15 protein-coding genes are annotated in these 17,220 nt (G+C 71.4%); 8 read left to right on the plus strand and 7 right to left on the minus strand.

Annotated elements, in window-relative coordinates; all coding sequences use genetic code 11:
* Window positions 1-104: 104 nt before the first annotated feature.
* The 6 genes from ACIQWG_RS04845 to ACIQWG_RS04870 are packed head-to-tail and all read right to left on the minus strand — an operon-like array spanning window position 105 to window position 5,495.
* Window positions 105-1,337, minus strand: a complete 1,233-nt coding sequence (locus ACIQWG_RS04845; protein WP_404090199.1) for a cytochrome P450 — start codon at window positions 1,335-1,337, stop codon at window positions 105-107.
* Complete coding sequence (locus tag ACIQWG_RS04850; RefSeq protein ID WP_404090201.1) at window positions 1,334-2,572, minus strand: cytochrome P450; 1,239 nt, start codon at window positions 2,570-2,572, stop codon at window positions 1,334-1,336. Before ACIQWG_RS04850 ends, ACIQWG_RS04845 begins: the two co-directional genes overlap by 4 nt.
* The gene (locus tag ACIQWG_RS04855) at window positions 2,569-3,201 is read right to left on the minus strand and encodes a GTP-binding protein (RefSeq protein ID WP_404090203.1); all 633 of its coding nucleotides are present in this window, start codon (window positions 3,199-3,201) and stop codon (window positions 2,569-2,571) included. Before ACIQWG_RS04855 ends, ACIQWG_RS04850 begins: the two co-directional genes overlap by 4 nt.
* A complete protein-coding gene (locus tag ACIQWG_RS04860; protein ID WP_404090205.1) occupies window positions 3,173-3,535 on the minus strand; it encodes a DUF742 domain-containing protein in 363 nt (120 codons plus the stop codon). Before ACIQWG_RS04860 ends, ACIQWG_RS04855 begins: the two co-directional genes overlap by 29 nt.
* Window positions 3,532-3,954, minus strand: a complete 423-nt coding sequence (locus tag ACIQWG_RS04865) for a roadblock/LC7 domain-containing protein (protein ID WP_404090207.1) — start codon at window positions 3,952-3,954, stop codon at window positions 3,532-3,534. The genes ACIQWG_RS04860 and ACIQWG_RS04865 overlap by 4 nt, the downstream gene beginning before the upstream one ends.
* Entirely contained in the window at window positions 3,951-5,495 is a 1,545-nt protein-coding gene (locus ACIQWG_RS04870; protein WP_404090209.1) for an ATP-binding protein, read from the minus strand. The genes ACIQWG_RS04865 and ACIQWG_RS04870 overlap by 4 nt, the downstream gene beginning before the upstream one ends.
* 538 nt (window positions 5,496-6,033) lie before the next feature.
* Between ACIQWG_RS04870 and ACIQWG_RS04875 the strand changes: the two genes are divergently transcribed.
* The 4 genes from ACIQWG_RS04875 (at window position 6,034) to ACIQWG_RS04890 (ending at window position 9,489) form a co-directional block, all read left to right on the plus strand.
* Entirely contained in the window at window positions 6,034-6,813 is a 780-nt protein-coding gene (locus tag ACIQWG_RS04875) for an alpha/beta fold hydrolase (protein WP_404090211.1), read from the plus strand.
* A gap of 80 nt (window positions 6,814-6,893) precedes the next feature.
* Complete coding sequence (locus ACIQWG_RS04880) at window positions 6,894-7,256, plus strand: ArsR/SmtB family transcription factor (protein WP_404090213.1); 363 nt, start codon at window positions 6,894-6,896, stop codon at window positions 7,254-7,256.
* Window positions 7,249-7,890: an SRPBCC family protein gene (locus tag ACIQWG_RS04885; RefSeq protein WP_404090215.1), complete on the plus strand. Its 642-nt coding sequence runs from the start codon at window positions 7,249-7,251 to the stop codon at window positions 7,888-7,890. Before ACIQWG_RS04880 ends, ACIQWG_RS04885 begins: the two co-directional genes overlap by 8 nt.
* Window positions 7,891-8,157: 267 nt before the next feature.
* Window positions 8,158-9,489, plus strand: a complete 1,332-nt coding sequence (locus ACIQWG_RS04890) for an endo-1,4-beta-xylanase (RefSeq protein ID WP_404090217.1) — start codon at window positions 8,158-8,160, stop codon at window positions 9,487-9,489.
* 77 nt (window positions 9,490-9,566) lie between these two features.
* Here the strand turns inward: ACIQWG_RS04890 and ACIQWG_RS04895 are convergent, their stop codons facing one another.
* On the minus strand, window positions 9,567-10,256 hold the full coding sequence (locus ACIQWG_RS04895) for a lipoprotein (protein ID WP_404090219.1): 690 nt from the start codon (window positions 10,254-10,256) through the stop codon (window positions 9,567-9,569).
* Window positions 10,257-10,348: 92 nt separating this feature from the next.
* Between ACIQWG_RS04895 and ACIQWG_RS04900 the strand changes: the two genes are divergently transcribed.
* The 4 genes from ACIQWG_RS04900 (at window position 10,349) to ACIQWG_RS04915 (ending at window position 17,200) form a co-directional block, all read left to right on the plus strand.
* A complete protein-coding gene (locus ACIQWG_RS04900) occupies window positions 10,349-11,140 on the plus strand; it encodes a maleylpyruvate isomerase family mycothiol-dependent enzyme (RefSeq protein WP_404090221.1) in 792 nt (263 codons plus the stop codon).
* 154 nt (window positions 11,141-11,294) lie between these two features.
* A complete protein-coding gene (locus ACIQWG_RS04905; protein WP_404090223.1) occupies window positions 11,295-11,933 on the plus strand; it encodes a class I SAM-dependent methyltransferase in 639 nt (212 codons plus the stop codon).
* A gap of 117 nt (window positions 11,934-12,050) precedes the next feature.
* Window positions 12,051-14,645 carry a Pls/PosA family non-ribosomal peptide synthetase gene (locus tag ACIQWG_RS04910; RefSeq protein ID WP_404090225.1) on the plus strand — a complete coding sequence of 865 codons (2,595 nt, stop codon included), beginning with the start codon at window positions 12,051-12,053 and terminating at the stop codon, window positions 14,643-14,645.
* On the plus strand, window positions 14,642-17,200 hold the full coding sequence (locus tag ACIQWG_RS04915) for an amino acid adenylation domain-containing protein (protein ID WP_404090813.1): 2,559 nt from the start codon (window positions 14,642-14,644) through the stop codon (window positions 17,198-17,200). The genes ACIQWG_RS04910 and ACIQWG_RS04915 overlap by 4 nt, the downstream gene beginning before the upstream one ends.
* Window positions 17,201-17,220 lie beyond the last annotated feature (20 nt).

Below are 17,220 nucleotides of genomic sequence, written 5' to 3' on the forward strand. Positions count from 1 at the left end.
GGCATCGACGCGATACCCAATCCGGCCGCCGCAGACGTAGGTTCGTCTCTCCGCGGGGACACGACCGGAACGGGGGACCGGTCGGGTCCCCGTGCCCGAGCGCGTCAACCGCGGAGCCGGACCGGTATCTCCTGCCAGCCGAACGCGATGAACGACGGGACCTGGCGCAGCTCGTCCGCGCCGACGGTCAGTTCCATGCCGGGGAAGCGGTCGAAGAGCGCGGGCAGCGCCGTCAGGGCCTCGACGCGGGCCAGGGGCGCCCCGATGCACCGGTGCACACCGATCCCGAAGGCCAGATGGTCGTCGGCCCCGCGTGACGCGTCGAAGGTGTCCGCGTCCGGGCCGTAGTGAGCCGGGTCCACGCCCGCGGCGGCGAACGTCGTGATGATGGCGTCGCCGGCCGCGACGGTGACGTCCCCGACCTCGATGTCGCTCACCGCGAACCGCAGCGGCAGCGACGCGATCGACGGGTGCACCCGCAGCGTCTCGTCGATCACCGCGTCCCAGCCGATCTTGCCGGCGCGTACGAAGGCCAGCTGCTCGGGGTGGGACAGCAGGGCGACGACCGCGTTGCCGATGAGGTTGACCGTCGTTTCGAACCCGGCGCCGATCACCAGCAGCAGGGTGTAGAGCAGTTCCTCGTCGCTGAGCCGGTCGCCGTCCTCGTCCCGGACCCGGATCAGCTCGGTGGTCAGATCGTCCCCGGGGTGCTCGCTGCGGTAGCCGATCAGCGCGGGCAGCACCGTACCGATCTGCTCCTGCACGAACGCGGCGTGTTCCGGACTCGGGTCGGTGGTGTCCATGATCGCCGCGATGAGGGTCGCGGTCGACTCCTGCAACTCGTCGGGAACGCCGAAGAGTTCACAGATCATCCGCATCGGCAGGGGATGGGCGAACCCCGCCTTGAGATCGACCTCCGCCTCGCCCTTGTCGAGGACGTCGAGCAGCTCCGCCGTGATCGCCTCCACCCGTGGCCGCATCACCTCGGTGCGCCGCTGGGTGAAGCTCGGCGCGACCAGCTTGCGCAGCCGCGTGTGGTCGGTGCCGTACGTGGAGAGCATGTTGACCACGCCCACCCAGCCCAGGATCCAGCCCCAGGAGGGGTGTTCCCCGATCTGCGGCCACAGCCGCCAGTGCTGCCGCGGATCCTTGCTGACCCGGGGATCGAGGATGAGTCCCTTGAGCGTGTCGTAGCCCGTCGGCGCCCACGCGGGGATGCCGCCGGGCAGCTCCACGGGCACGATCGGGCCGAGGGCCCGCAGCCGGGCGCTCTCGGCGGGGATGTCGGCGCCGAACGGGTCGATGGCGACGCGGTCGATACGGTCGGACACGGTCACTGCGGAACTCCTGGCTGGTCGGGGGAGCGAGGGCTGAACCGGACGGGCAGCGAGGTCAGCGAGCGGTGGAAGGGGCCGGGACGCCAGGTCAGAAGCGCCCGGGGCAGCACCGGCTCCAGGTCGGGCAGCCACTGGGTGAGCCGCTCGATCGCCTCGGTGGCGATGAGCAGCGTGTGCTGCCGGACCGGGCAGGCGTGCGGACCGGCCGACCAGGACAGGTGCGAGGCGTCCCGGGGGTGCCGGTCGCCGGTGCTCTCCTTCTCGGCGAAGTGCGCGAGCGCCCCGTACGAGACGACCACCGGTACCGCTGCCCTCAGCCAGGTGCCGTGGAAGGACACCGGCCCGCGCGCGTAGTGGATGCCGTAGTTGGCCAGCGGTGTCTCGTGGCGGAGCACCTCCACCACCGCGTCCGTCACCGGGCGGGCGCCGCTGGTGAGGGTGGAGTAGTAGCGCGCGTCGCCGAGGATGCGGGACAGCGCGTTGGACACCAGGTTGGCCGTCGGCTCGTGCCCGGCGCCGAGGGTGAGGAAGACCTGCCAGGTGACTTCCTCGGGGGTGAGCCCGGCGGGGTGGTCGAGCAGCCGGCTCGGCAGGTCCTCGCCGCGCTGCTGTGTCTTGGCCGCGATGAGCTCCAGTACGTAGCCGCCGAACTCGGCCTCGCCCTCGGCGGCTTCGGCGCCGCCCTCCATCATCTTGCCGAGCGCGGTGTCGAGCCGGTCGCTCTGGCTGTCCGGCATCCCGAAGAGGCTGTTGAAGACCAGCGCCATCAGCGGCCGGGCGAAGTCGGCCACCAGATCGGCCTCCCCCTCGGGCCCGAACCGGCCCACCAGCACCCGCACCGCCCGGTGCACCCGGGCCCGCAGGTCGTGCGGCTCGATCCGGTCGAAGGTGTCGATCAGGGTGGTCCGGTACCGGACGTGGGCGGCCCCGTCCGCGAACAGCGTGTTGGGCCGCCAGCGCATCATGCCGAGGACCGGCGAGTCGTCGGCGACCGTGGCCTCCCACGGGCGCGGGTCGTGCGAGAACGTGTCCGTGTCGTGCAGCAGTTCCAGCGCCGCCCGCCGGTCGGTCACCACGTACGCGGGCACGCCCGGCGCCAACTCGGCCCAGCCGACCGGTCCCTGGGCGCGCAGGGCGTCGTAGTAGCGGTACGGATCCAGTGCGAAGCCGTCCTCCCACAGCCGCACGGGCGCCGAGCGGGAGAAGGCCTGCCGGTCGGGGGAGTGGGTGGTCAACGGCCCTCCGGAGCGTGACGGTCGATCAGATGCTGGACCAGCGCGAGCAGTGCGTCGACGGACGAGTCGGCGTCCCGCGCGTCACACGTCACCATCGGCGTGTCCGCCGCCAGGTCCAGGGCGGCGCGCAGTTGTTCCACGGTGTGGTGCCGGGGCGCGTCCGGGAACGCGTTCAGGGCGACGGCGTACGGCAGCGCCGATTCCTCCACCAGGCCCAGCACGTCGAACGACGCGTCGACCCGACGGCTGTCGACCAGCACCAGAGCGCCCAGCGCGCCGTAGGCGATGTCGTCCCACAGCGCCCTGAACCGCTCCTGCCCGGGTGTGCCGAACAGATACAGCACGACCCCGCCGGGCAGGCTGATCCGGCCGAAGTCGACGGCGACGGTGGTGGTCGCCTTGTCCCGCACCCCGGCGAGATCGTCCAGCGGCGCGGACGCCTCGCTGATCGGCTCCTCGGTGTGCAGCGGGCGGATCTCGGAGACGGAACCGATCAGGGTCGTCTTGCCCACGCCGAACGGCCCGGCGACCAGGATCTTGACCAGGTCGCGGGCGGTGTCGGGCAGGTGGACGTCCCCGGACCGGCCCGGGGGCGCGGCGCTAGGTGTGCTTGAGGGCGCGAAGGCCATCGGCCACTCTCTCCAGCAGGTCGGGGGCGAAGCGTTCGGCGGGCGGGATCGGCGGACGGGCCGACGCCAGGTCCCGGTCGATGAGTTCGCCCGCCAGGACACGCACGGCGGACACCGGCAGCCGCAGCAGCGCGGCGGCCTCCACGACCGTCAGCGAACCGTCGTCCAGGTTGTCCAGCAGGGCGAGTTGGGCGGCGGGCAGACCCGTGGGCGCGGATGCCTCGGTGCGCGTGAGCACCGACAGCCGCTCCAACTGGGGCCGGCTGGGCCGGGCCACACCGCCGGTCGAAAGATACGCGGGAACCAGGGGGCGGCCGGGACGGCGCCCCGTCATGCCGACGCGCCGCCGTCGGTACCTCTGGCCGCGGCGGCCATCGCCTTCTCACCCAGCCGCGCCACCTGCGAGTGCACCCGGTGCGCGAGCAGGTCCAGGCGCACCTCCTCGTCCCCGTAGGCCGCCACACAGGTGCCGTGGTCGGTCGGCACGATCAGCACGTACCCGTGGTCCGACTCGATCACGACCTGCCGCACCTCGGCCCCCTCCCGGTCGGCGAAGGCCGCCGCGGCCGTCCGGCACGCCCCCTGCACGGTGCTGGTGATCGCGGCCACCCGCTCGGCCGTGGGCCGGGTGAGCGCGTCCGTGTACCCGGTCACCAGTCCGTCCCGGGTGAGCAGTACGGCGGCCACCACGTGCGGCACCTGCACGATCGGATCGAGCACCCATGCGGTGTCCCCCGCATCGCGGCTGGTCATCGGGCCGTTCCCCCTTCGTGGTCATGTGCGGTTCGGTCTGGGTCGTCCCCGCTCGCTTCCGGTCGCCGCCCCTCCGGCCCCGCGGACTCCGGTACGGCGGCTGAGGCGTCGCCGTTCACCGGCTCCCCGGCCGCCGACCTCGCCGCCGCGGTGCCGGCCTGGAGCGCGCCCAGCGCCGCGGCGGCCCGCTCGGCGCCGCGTGCCGCGGTCCTCGGTGCCGGCGTGTCGGCGGAACCGGATGCGCCGGACACCCGTGTGCGGCGCCGGCGCTGCGGCAGGCCGCCGGTGTCCCGTGGCCCGTGGTGGCCGGACGGGGTGCCGGAGCCGTCCTCGTCGTGGTCGGGCCCGTATCCGTGAGAGGAGGTGGCAGGCCGGGCGGTCACCGGCGCGGGCGCGTCGGTCGGCGAGGAGTCGGGCGCGCCGGGTGTCCCGTTCCCTGAGACGACCTGTGTCTCGTCCCGGGAGGCCGGGCGCGTGGAGCGCGGTGCGCTGGCGGCGGGCGGCCGCTCGTCGGGGTCGATACGGCTGAGCAGCCCGCTGTCCACCCGCAGCACGGCCCGGACTCCGCCGTACGGCGAAGGCGAGGACAGATCGACTTCCAGGTCGAACTGCCGGGTCAGCTGCCCGATCGCGGCGAGGCCCATGCGCGGCGGATCGCCCAGCTCGGTCAGCAGAATCGGCTCGGAGCCGGCCACCAACCGCTGTGCGCGGGCGCGTTCGTCCTGGGTCATGCCGAGGCCCGCGTCGTCGATCGTGACGCAGACGCCGTGGTGGACGTGCTCCAGGTTGACCACGACGTCGGTGTCCGGCGCGGAGTGCCGCAGGGCGTTGTCGACGAGCTCGGCGACGATGATCGCGACGGGCTCCACCGCGTGCGACACCAGCGCGGTGCCCGCGGTGAGGTGGTGGTGGATCCGGACCCGGTGGTAGCCGTCGAGCCGGGACTGGCCGCCGGTCACCGCGTCCACCAGGTGCGACTCCTCGCGCGCCAGCCCCACCCAGGCGCCGCACACCACGGCCGCGACCTGCGCCCGCCGCAGCGACTGCTCGTTCTCGTGGTCCAGTTGGAACAGGGTCTGCGCCAACTCGGGGTCGTCGTACCGCTGCTGCAACCCGCGCAGCGCGTCCTGGAGCCGGTACAGGGCCGCCTGGATCTCACGGGTCGCACCGCGCATACCGGCCTGCGCGGCCGCGTCGATGCGTGTGCGCTGCCCGGCCAGCTCGGTGCGCAGCCCGGTCAGGACCTGCTCCAGGGCCGGGCCCAGCGGTGACGCGGCGGTCTGCGGACGCAGCGGACCGGGGACGGGGACGTGCGGGTGGGCGAGTTGCTGGGCGGTGGCCGGGACACGCCGGGTCGCCAGATGCTCGATCTCGGCGGTGAACGCGTGCACCGCGCCGTCGAGTTGCCTGCGCAGATCGGCGATCTCGGCGCGTCTGCGCGCCAGTTGCCGCTGTGCGCGCAGCAGCCCGCCGCCCAAGGCGAGTGCGGACACCATGCCGACGGCGAGACCGCCGGTGGCCAGGTCCGGTAATTCGATCATCGAGTCGGTCCAGAGGTCGGTTCGGGGCAGTCGGGCAGGGCTGGTTCCGAGGGCCGTCGGGCGAGCCGCTCGGAGCACAGTACACACCGTCATCGATCGATCTCGCACGGTGGACGGCTACTTCGCTTCGAAAGTGACGGGGTTCTGCTCGCTTCTGCGGTGACTATCTCGATTTCCTTACGCCACAGCCGAGTTGACGCCGATCGGTGGTTTCGCGAGCCCTGGCCGGAGGGTGTGGGAATGGCCGCTTCCGCGTCGTGTGCCGGGTCGGACGACGGGTACTGGCGACGGCTGAATCGAGCCCCGTTCTCAACGCCCGGACACCTCGAACACCGAGGGTGTCCGGGCTTTCGCCGGTCCGGACGGGCACCCGCTGCTGCCCGGAGGGCCTCGATGGCGAGGTCGGGTCGGCAAGGGAGCGGCCCTCGACGTGCCCGGGTCACATCCTTGACTTCCTGGGTGAACGCCGGTGACGGGAGCCGGGACGGACGGATACCGTACCGGTCAGTAACCGGTAGCGCACTCCAGGAGGCCAGCCATGCCGCAGCTCGAAGTCGACGCCGCGAGACTGACGTACGACGACGAGGGCCCCCGCGACAGCGAGGGTGTGCCCCTGGTGTTCGTCCACGGCTGGACGGCGGACCGGCACCGCTGGGACCACCAGCTGGCCCACTTCTCCAAGACGCGGCGCGTCGTCCGGCTCGACCTGCGCGGACACGGCGAGAGCAGCGGCGCGGGAGTGCGCACGATCGACGCCCTGGCCGAGGACGTCCTCGCGCTCCTCGGGCACCTGGAGATCGAGCGGTTCGTGATCGTCGGACACTCCATGGGCGGCATGATCGCCCAGACCATCGCGCTCGCCCACCCCGAGCGGGTCGAGCGCATGGTGCTGGTGAACTCCATCGGAAAGATGGCCTACAGCCGTGGCCGCGCCCTGCTGATGGCCGCCTCCACGCTCGTCCCGTTCAAGCTGTTCGTCGCCACCAACATCCAGCGCGCCTTCGCCCCCGGGTACCCGCGGGAGGAGATCCGCGAGTACATCCGCGCCTCCGCCGACACACCGCGGGACGTCGTCATGACGCTCTACGGCGCCATGCGCGCCTTCGACGTGCTGGACAAGGTCGGCGACATCACGACGCCCACGCTGATGGTGCACGGCTACCACGACATCCAGCTGCCCCTGTCCCAGATGCTGCGCATGGCCAAGGCCTACCCGGACGCGGTCGTCCGCGTCGTCGACGCCGGCCACGAACTGCCCGTGGAGAAGCCCGCCGAGCTGACGACGGCACTCGACCGCTTCCTCACCGACCGCGCATAGCCACTGCGCACCCCGTCCGGGCCCCGGCCCGCCCCCGGGTTCTATTTAAGCCTTGCCTTATATAAGCGGGTGCTGGCATAGTGGCATCCGTGCACGCCTTCGATGTGCTGGGTGATCCGGTGCGACGCCGGATATTGGAGCTGCTCGCGTCCGGCGAGCAGGCGTCGGGCGACATCAGTGCCGTGATCCAGGACGAGTTCGGGATCTCGCAGCCTGCCGTCTCGCAACACCTGCGGGTGCTGCGCGAGAGCGGCTTCGCGTCCGTGCGGGCGGAGGGCACCCGGCGGCTGTACGCCGTCGACGCCGCTCCGCTGCGCGAGGTGGACGCATGGCTGGAGAGGTTCCGGGGTTTCTGGGAGCAGCGACTGGACGCCCTCGGAACGGAACTCGCGCGAGGCAGGCGCGAGCGCAGACTGAGAAAGGAAGCGGACGAGGATGAGTGAGATCGTCGACGAGCTGAACCGACTGCACCGGCAGGTCGGTGTACGGCAGGTCGAGGCCGGCGAGGCCCGGACGGTGCTGATGCGGCGGACCTTCGACGCCGATGTCGCCGACGTGTGGGACGCGGTGACGTCGCCGGAGCGCATCGGCCGCTGGTTCCTGCCCGTGAGCGGGGAGTTCAAGGTGGGCGGGCGCTACCAGCTGGAGGGTCAGGCCGGCGGGGAGATCCTGGAGTGCCAGGAGCCGTCCAAGCTGCGCGTCAGCTGGCTGTTCGGGCCCGATCCGGGTTTCAGTGAGGTCGAGGTGCGGCTCACCCCGGAAGGGGCCGAGCGCACGGTGCTGGAGCTGGAGCATGTGGCCGTGGTGCCGCCCGACTTCTGGGACCGCTTCGGGCCGGGCGCCGTGGGTGTCGGCTGGGACGGCGCGCTGCTCGGCCTCGGCATGCACCTCGCCGGTGGTGGCGGGATGAGCAGGGAGGAATCCGAGGCCTGGCAGCTCTCGGACGAGGGCAAGGCGTACGCGACGAGGTCGGGCGAGCTGTGGGGCGAGGCCTACGCGGCGTCGGGCGCGGACGAGGAGGTCGTCGCGGCCACGACAGCGGCGACGATCGCGTTCTACACCGGGGCCGAGTCCTAGGCGGGGCCGAGTCCTACGCGGGGCCGAGTCCTACGCGGGGCCGAGTCCTACGCGGGACTGCGGATAGGTCGTCGAGGGGGTCGAAACTTTCGACCCCCTCGTGCGTGTCGTGGCTGGTGGTGCATTCTTCGGCCAACTCGGGCGAGCGGGTGTGACGTCTGTTGACGGCCGAGGGCAGGACTCCTAGGTTCTGCCGCGAAATTCGGAATGAGCTCCGAATGTTTCGGCTCCATGACCCCTGCCCCATCACCCGAAGAAGGGGACGAGATGGTGACCCGCACATCCTTACTGGCCCTCGGCATGGCCGGCCTCCTCGCCACGGCCGGCGTCACCGCCCTCGCGGGCACCGCCCAGGCAGCGAGCACTCTCGGCGCGGCAGCCGCCGAGAAGGGCCGCTACTTCGGTGCCGCGGTCGCGGCGAACCACCTGGGCGAAGCCGCCTACTCCTCGACGCTCGACACCGAGTTCAACTCGGTGACCCCGGAGAACGAGATGAAGTGGGACGCCACCGAGCGCACCCGCGGCACCTTCACCTTCGGCTCCGCCGACCAGATCGTGAACCACGCCCAGAGCCGGGGCATGAAGGTCCGCGGCCACACCCTGGTCTGGCACTCCCAGTTACCGAGCTGGGTCGCCGGCCTCGGCACGGCCGACCTCAGATCGGCGATGCACAACCACATCACCCAGGTCATGCAGCACTACAAGGGCAAGATCAACTCCTGGGACGTCGTCAACGAGGCCTTCCAGGACGGCGGTAGCGGCGCCCGCCGCAGCTCGCCCTTCCAGGACAAGCTCGGCGACGGCTTCATCGAGGAGGCGTTCCGCACCGCCCGCGCCGCGGACCCCGCCGCCAAGCTCTGCTACAACGACTACAACACCGACGGCGTCAACGCGAAGAGCACTGCCGTCTACAACCTGGTCAGGGACTTCAAGTCCCGTGGCGTGCCGATCGACTGCGTCGGCTTCCAGTCCCACTTCAACAGCGCCTCGCCGGTGCCGTCCGACTATCAGGCCAACCTCCAGCGCTTCGCCGACCTGGGCGTCGACGTGCAGATCACCGAGCTGGACATCGAGGGCTCGGGCACGGCACAGGCCAACAGCTACGGCGGCGTGGTGCGGGCCTGCCTCGCCGTCTCGCGCTGCACCGGCATCACCGTGTGGGGCGTCACCGACAAGTACTCCTGGCGTGCGAGCGGCACACCGCTGCTGTTCGACGGCAACTACGCCAAGAAGCCCGCGTACAGCGCGGTGCTGACCGCGCTCGGCGGCTCCTCCGGCGGCGGCACGCCGGGCACGGCCTGCACGGCCGGCTACAGCAAGGCCGAGGAATGGAGCGACCGCTTCAACGGCAAGGTCACCATCACGGCCGGGAGTTCGGCGATCAGCACCTGGAGCGTGAACGTCACGGTGACGGTCCCGCAGAAGGTCTCCGCGACCTGGAACGGCACGCCCAGCTGGGACAGCAGCGGCAACGTCATGACGGTGAGGCCGAACGGCAACGGGACACTGGCCGCCGGAGCGTCCACCAGCTTCGGTTTCACCGTCATGAAGAACGGCAACAGCGCGGCCCCCGCGATCGGTTCCTGCTCAGCATCCTGAGCGGCGCCGACCCACGACGGTGATCCGAGTCCGGCGCGGGCGCCCTTCGCCCGGTGCCCGTGCAGGACCCACACCGCTCAGCCGGCGCGCAGCGTCCGCTTGGCGAGCTCGTACGCCGGCAGCATCGCCCGGTGCTCGTCGGTGTCCATCCCGCCGAGGTGGATGACGACCGGCCCCTGCTTCGTCGCGACGGCCAGCGCGGCCTCCTCCTTCGTCTCCTCCAGGAGCTTGCTCGTGTAGAGGTACTTCACCTCCACACCCTTGAGACCTCCCGCTGCGAAGGCGCTGTACTTCGCCTTGCTCGCGCCCTTCTCCGCCGCGACGAAGTCCTCCAGCACGGCGCGGGCGTCGTCGCCGCCCTCTTCGCCCGTCCAGACGCGCAGGAAGCCGATGTTCCCCGCGGGCTTGGCGTCGACCTCGCAGGCGGCCGTGACCGGCCCCTGGTGCAGGAGCGCGTCGGCGACCTCCTGGGCCAACTCGCTCTCCGGCTCGGCGGAACCGTCACCCGTCCCGGTGTCGATGGCCTCCGCCTTCCAGTCCTCGGCGATGTCGAAGGTGACGGGAAGCTCGCAGGCCGAGCCGGCCGCGCCGATGCTCCCCGCGCTCCTGACCGCCGTATCGCTCGCACGCTCCGCGTCCGCCGACGCCGACGCACTCGTCGACGTCTTCGCGTCGCCGTCCGCCGCCCCCGCACAGCCCGTCAACACCCCGGCCAGCAAAGCCGCCTGGGCCAGTCTTCGCCGTACTCTTCCCGCCCCCACCTGCATGGTGTTCTCTCCCCACCCGATCTTGCTCAGGCGGCACACAGTATCCGAGACCACCGACAGGGCCGGTCCGGGTCCTCCGGCATCATGAGGTGATGACCTCGCTGAGCTTCGACCGTCACTGCGACGAGATCGTCTCCCAGACCGAACGGCTCACGGCCCATGTGCGCGGCGCGGACATGAAGACCCCGGTGATCTCCTGCCCCGGCTGGAACCTCGGCCAGTTGCTGCGGCACGTCGGCGGCGACCACCGCTGGGCGGAGGAGATCGTCCGTACCGGGGCCACCGGTCCGGTCCCCGACGACGGGGTCAACGACCTCACCGCGTACACCGACGAGGACGCCGCCGTCCTCGTCCCGTGGCTCACCGAGGGAGCGGCACGGCTCAGCGCCACCCTTCGCGCGGCCGGACCCGACGCCCTCGCCTGGAACCCCTCCGACGAGCGGTCGGCGCCCCTGACCTTCTGGGCCCGGCGGATGACGTACGAGACGGTCGTGCACCGGGCCGACGCGGCCCTCGCCGCCGGCGCCGAGTTCCGCCTGCACGCCGATCTCGCCATCGACGCGGTGGAGGAGTGGCTGGAGTACTCCACCTTCCCCGAGGCGTTCGAACCCCGGCCGGACCTGCCCGACCTGCTCGGTTCCGACCGCACGCTCCACTTCGACGCGCCCGGCGCCGGGCAGTGGCTGGTCGACCTCACCGGCGAGCGGCCCGTTCTGCGCGCTGGCTCCGACGCCGCGACCGCGACCGCGCGCGGCCCGGTGACCGACCTGCTGCTGTTCTTCTACAAGCGCCCCGCACCCGCCGTCGAGACGAAGGGGGACACGGCACTGCTCGACCTCTGGCGCACCCGCGCCGGCTTCTGGCTGGAGGCACCGCAGGAGTGAGCGGGCCGGCTGGGGCGGGGTGAACGACTTTGCCGAACCGGCAATACTCTTTGTCACTCCTGGGGTGCTTCGCGCAGGCTTCCTGAACGAGGCCCGGGCAGCCCGCGCTGCGACCCGGTCCCGCCGCTACGACACCTGCGCACCCGGAGGCGACATGACCGACACCCACCCCCTCGAGGCCGCCGAGTTCTGGGAGGCCCGCTACCGCGACAACGGCCGGCTGTGGAGTGGCCGCCCCAACTCGTTGCTCGTCCGTGAGGCCGGCGACCTCGCGCCCGGCCGCGCGCTCGACCTCGGATGCGGCGAAGGTGCCGACGCCGTGTGGCTCGCCTCGCGTGGCTGGCGGGTCACCGGCGCCGACATCTCCCACACGGCCCTGGAGCGCGCCGCACGGCATGCCGCGGAGGCCGGAGTGAGCGACCGTACGGTCTGGGAACGTCATGTGCTCGGGGAGACGTTCCCGGAGGGCTCGTTCGACCTGGTGAACGCCCAGTTCCTACAGTCGCCGGTGGAACTCGACCGGCGGCGCGTTCTGAAGCGGGCCGCCGACGCCGTGGCCGCCGGTGGCACGCTGCTGATCGTCATGCACGGCGGCTGGCCGTCGTGGCAGAGCGAACCGCCCTTCGAGGCGGATTTCCCGACGCTGGACGGCGTCCTGGCGGAGCTCGCGCTGCCCGAGGCGGAGTGGACCGTGGAGACGCTGGAGGCGGTGCGCAGCGCACACAAGTCGCCCGAGGGCGCGGAAGGCTTCCGGGAGGACAACGTGTGGCGTTTCCGGCGGGCTGATGCCTGACGCCTGATGCCCCAGGCCTGACGCCCGATGCCTGATGCCCGGCCTCGAATATCGCGTCCGGTATGAGAATTTTGCGGTCCGGGAGATCCGCCCGCCTCCCGGCGTCGAATCAAGTGCATGGGTGACAATCCGGCGGAAACGTTGCCCACCGCTCGGGAGCGATCCACGGCCCTCCTGGACGGTGGCGGTGAACCCTCCGCAATCGAGACGACCCTCGCCGCGGTCCTGGCCTCGGTCGTGCGCACCGAACAGGTGCCGGTGGACGGGAACTTCTTCGACGACCTGGGCGCCGACTCGCTGCTGATGGCGCACTTCTGCGCGCGTGTCAGAAAGCGGGCCGACCTGCCGTCGGTGTCGATGAAGGACGTCTATCGGTACCCGACGATCAGAAGCCTGGCGACGGCGCTCGCGGACGCCCCGCCCGTTCCGCGGGCGGAGCCGCCGGCCGGGGCACCGGCAGGAGAGCCGGCCCCCGCGCCGGTGGCGGCGCCGTCCCCGGCGGGCAGGCACCAGTACGTCCTGTGCGGTGCCCTGCAACTCCTCGCCTTCCTCGGATACGTCTACCTCATCGCCTTCGGCACCGCCCGAGGCTACGAGTGGATCTCCGCCGGATCCGGGGTGCTCGACACCTACCTGCGATCGGTCCTGTTCGGGGGCATCGCCTTCCTGGTCCTGTGTGCCCTCCCCGTCCTCGCGAAGTGGACACTCGTCGGCAGGTGGAAGACCCGGCACATCCCCGTCTGGAGCCTCGCGTACGTCCGCTTCTGGATCGTCAAGACACTGGTCCGGTCGGACCCCCTGGTGCTGTTCAGCGGCTCGCCGCTCTATCTGCTCTACCTCCGGGCACTGGGCGCGAAGGTCGGGCGGGGCGCCGTGGTCCTGTCCCGGAACGTGCCCGTGTGCACCGACCTGCTCGCCATCGGGGACGGCACGGTCATCCGCAAGGACTCGTTCTTCTCCTGCTACCGGGCGCACGCCGGAGTGATCCAGCCGGGCCCGGTCACCCTCGGCAGGGACGTGCTGGTCAGCGAGGCCACGGTGCTCGACATCGACACATCGCTGGGCGACGGGGCACAGCTCGGACACGCCTCCTCGCTGCACCGGGGGCAGGCGGTGCCCGACGGCGAGCACTGGCACGGATCCCCGGCACAGCCGACCGACGTGGACTACCAGGTGGTGGGGTCGGCCCGCTGCGGAGCGGTGCGCAGGGCCGCTCACAGCGTCGTCCAACTGCTGGTCGCGCTGGCCGTGTACATGCCGGTGGCGGTCGGTGGCGTGGTCGCGTTGCTCGTAGAGGTCCCGCAGCTCAGTACGGCTCTGGAGCCGGGACCCGCGGTCCTCGGCGACGGGACGTTCTACCTCGAAGCTCTGGTGATCTCCTTCACGCTCGTCTTCGGAGCCGTGCCCGCCGGTCTCCTCGTCCTGACCGCCGTTCCCCGTCTGCTCAGCCTGCTCCTCAAGCCGGGCAGAACCTACCGACTCTACGGAGTCCACTTCGAGGCCCACCGCACGATCGCGCTCCTGACCAACTGGAAGTTCCTCAAGCGCCTGTTCGGCGACAGCTCCGCCATCGTCCACTACCTGCGGGGCCTCGGCTACGACCTCTCCCGCGTCGAGCAGACCGGCTCGAACTTCGGCACGGAGATGAAGCACGAGACGCCTTACCTGAGCTCCGTCGGGCGCGGCACGATGATCGCGGACGGCCTGTCGATCATGAACGCAGACTTCTCCAGCACCGCGTTCCGTGTGTCCCGGGTGTCGATCGGGCCGCGCAACTTCCTCGGGAACCGGATCGCGTACCCCTCGCGGGGCAGGACCGGCGACAACTGCCTCCTCGCGACGAAGGTGATGGTGCCGGTCGACGGGGAGGTCCGCGAGGGCGTCGGGCTGCTGGGCTCACCCAGCTTCGAGATTCCGCGTTCGGTGCTGCGGGACAGTACCTTCGACCGGCTCAAGAGCCCCCAGGACCTGCGGCGCGGCCTTGCCGCCAAGAACCGGCACAACGCCGCCACCATGGCGTGGTACCTGCTGACGCGTTGGATCTACGTCTTCGGTCTCACCCTGCTCCTCACAGGCGCCGCGGAGCTGTACGGGCCCCTCGGCGTGACCGGGATCGTGCTGGCCGACCTGCTCGCCGTGCTGTTCACCCTCGCGTACTTCGTGCTCGTGGAACGCGTCGTCACGGCGGTCCGTCCCCTGAGGCCGCTGTTCTGCTCGATCTACACCCAGGACTTCTGGCAGCACGAGCGCTACTGGAAGGTGCCGTCGGAGACGTACATGAAGGCGCTCAACGGCACCCCCTTCAAGAACCTGATCTGGCGGCTGCTCGGGGTGCGGATCGGCCGCATGGTCTTCGACGACGGCTGTTTCCTGACGGAACGGGCCATGACCGCCATCGGGGACGGCTGCACGCTCAACTTCGGGAGCGTGGTCCAGTGCCACTCGCAGGAGGACGGCGCCTTCAAGTCCGACCGGAGCACGGTCGGCTCCCGGTGCACCCTCGGCGTCGGCGCCTTCGTCCACTACGGCGTGACGGTGGGCGACGGTGCCGTGCTCGGCCCCGACTCCTTCCTGATGAAGGGGGAGGTCGTCCCGCAGCAGGCGTCGTGGGGCGGGAATCCGGCGGTGCCGATCCGCCCGGACGGCGAGGACGAACTGCCGATCCGCCCCGACGGCGAGGACGAGAGGAGGCTGGGCGCATGTCGGCCATGACGACGTCCGCGCAGACCGGCCGGGACTTCTGGCGCGGCGTGCTCGCCGGCGGTGGGGTGACCACGGTCCCGCGGTGGACCCTGGACCCGGTGCCCCGCACCGCCGAGCACGAGGCGACGCTTCCCGGGGAGCTGACGAAGGCGTTGAGCCGCCTGATGGACGATCTCTCGGTGCCGCTGAGCTCGCTGTTGCTGGCCGCGCACGCCAAGGTGCTCGCCGCTCTGACCGGCGAGCAGGAGGTCACCACCGGGTACGTCGTCGAACCGGGCGGGAGGCCGCCGTTGCCCTGTCGGCTGACCGTCGCCGACGACTCGTGGCGGACGCTGGTGCACCACGCCCACCGGGCCGAGTCGGAGCTGCTGCTGCACAAGGACTTCCCCGTCGACGGACTCCGGCGTGAGCTGGACCTGCCGGGACCGTCCAGCGAGGCCGAGTTCGACCCGATCGGCGACGGGGGCGAGCTCGCCGAGAACGCCGTGCTGCGGGTGGGGACCACGCCACGCGGCGACGCGCTCACGCTGCGACTGGAGTACCGGGCCGACGCACTCGACGCGTCCTGCGCCGCGCGGATCGCGGGCTACCACCTCACCGCCCTCACCCTGATCGCCGCCGATCCGGACGCCGCGCACGGGCCGCAGAGCCTGCTCTCCACCGATGAGCGCCGCCACCAGCTCGAAGGACTCGCCGGACCCGACCGGGAACTGCCCGACCGCCGCTTCCACGAGCTGTTCGAGGAACGTGCCGGGGCGCATCCGGACGCCGTCGCGGCCGTACGGGGTGACGAGCGGTGGACCTACCGGGAGCTCAATGCGCGGGCCAACCGGCTCGCGCGGGCCCTTCGGACACGCGGGCTGGGCCGGGAAGGCGTCGTCGCGGTGGTCATGGAGCGGAACCTGGACTGGGCGGCCGCCGTCCTCGCGGTCTTCAAAGCCGGCGGGGTGTACCTGCCCGTCGAGCCGCACTTCCCGGCCGCGCGCATCGCGACCATGCTCTCCCGTGCCGGCTGCCGCCTCGCGCTTACCGAGCCGGGCAGCACCACGATGCTCGACCGGGCCCTCGACACGCTGCCCGCGGTCCGGGCGCTCTCCGTCGACGCGGCCTACGCGGAGGGCCACCCGGATGCCGACCTCGGCGTCGCCGTCGAGCCGGACCAACTGGCCTACATCTACTTCACGTCCGGCTCCACGGGGGAGCCCAAGGGAGCCATGTGTGAGCACGCGGGCATGCTCAACCACCTCCACGCCAAGATCGACGACCTGGGGATCGGCGAGGGGCACGTGGTCGCCCAGACCGCGCCCCAGTGCTTCGACATCTCACTGTGGCAACTGGCTTCCGCGCTTCTGACCGGCGGACGGACCGTGCTCGTCGAACAGGAAGCGATCCTCGACGTCCCGCGGTTCGTCGACACGATCGCCCGCGGCGGTGTCAACGTCCTCCAGGTCGTGCCGTCGTACCTGGACGCCGTCGTGGCCTATCTGGAACGGCATCCCCGCGCGCTGCCGGACCTGCGGTGTGTGTCGGTCACCGGCGAGGCGCTGAAACGGGAGCTCGTGCAGCGCTGGTTCGCCGCCGAGCCCGGAGTCAGGCTGGTCAACGCGTACGGACTGACCGAGACATCGGACGACACCAACCACGAAGTGATGGACCGGGCGCCGGACGACGGACGGATCTCCCTCGGCCCGCCCATCAGCAACGTGCGTGTCTACGTCGTGGACGAGCACCTGTCACCGGTGCCCCTCGGCGCCCCGGGTGCGATCGTCTTCTCCGGGATCTGCGTCGGCCGCGGCTACGTCAACGACCCCGAGCGCACCCGGCAGGCGTTCTCGGCTGATCCGCACCGACCCGGCCTACGGCTCTACCGGGGCGGCGACAACGGCCGCTGGACGCCCGAGGGCAAGCTGGAGTTCCTCGGCCGCAAGGACACCCAGGTCAAGATCCGCGGTTTCCGGATCGAGATCGGCGAGGTCGAGAGCGCCGTGCTGCGCACACCCGGGGTCCGCGACGCGGCGGTGGTGGCCGTCGACGGCTCCGGCGGCCAGGGCGGTCGCCTGGTGGCCTTCTACTCCGGGCCCGGCCCGCTGGAGGACGGCGTCCTCGGTGAACAGCTGGGCCGGTCGCTGCCCGCGTACATGGTCCCCTCGGAGTTCCACTGGCGGGAGAGCCTGCCGGTGACCGCCAACGGCAAGGTCGACAGGAGGGCCCTGACCGCGCTCGCGGCACAACTCGGTGCCGTGGCACCGGACCTCGCCCGCGCCGCCGACGAAGACCGCGACACGCCCAGCACGCCGACCGAACGGCGGCTGGCCGCCCTGTGGGCACAGGTGCTGGACATACCGGAACACACCATCCGCCGGCACGACCACTTCTTCGACCGTGGCGGCACCTCGCTCGCGGCGGTGCGGCTCGCGATCGCCCTGGACCGTGCCGTGGACATCAAAGACCTCACCCACCACCCGGTCCTCGCCGACCTGGCCCACGTCGTCAACGGCAGATCCCGGGCCGGCCGGCCGTCGGCCCCCGCCACGGTCGGCACCGCACCACCGGCTTCCTCCTGAACCGAGAACCGAAAGGAGAC

It is taken from the genome of Streptomyces sp. NPDC098781, assembly GCF_044759995.1.
Lineage (GTDB): Bacteria > Actinomycetota > Actinomycetes > Streptomycetales > Streptomycetaceae > Streptomyces.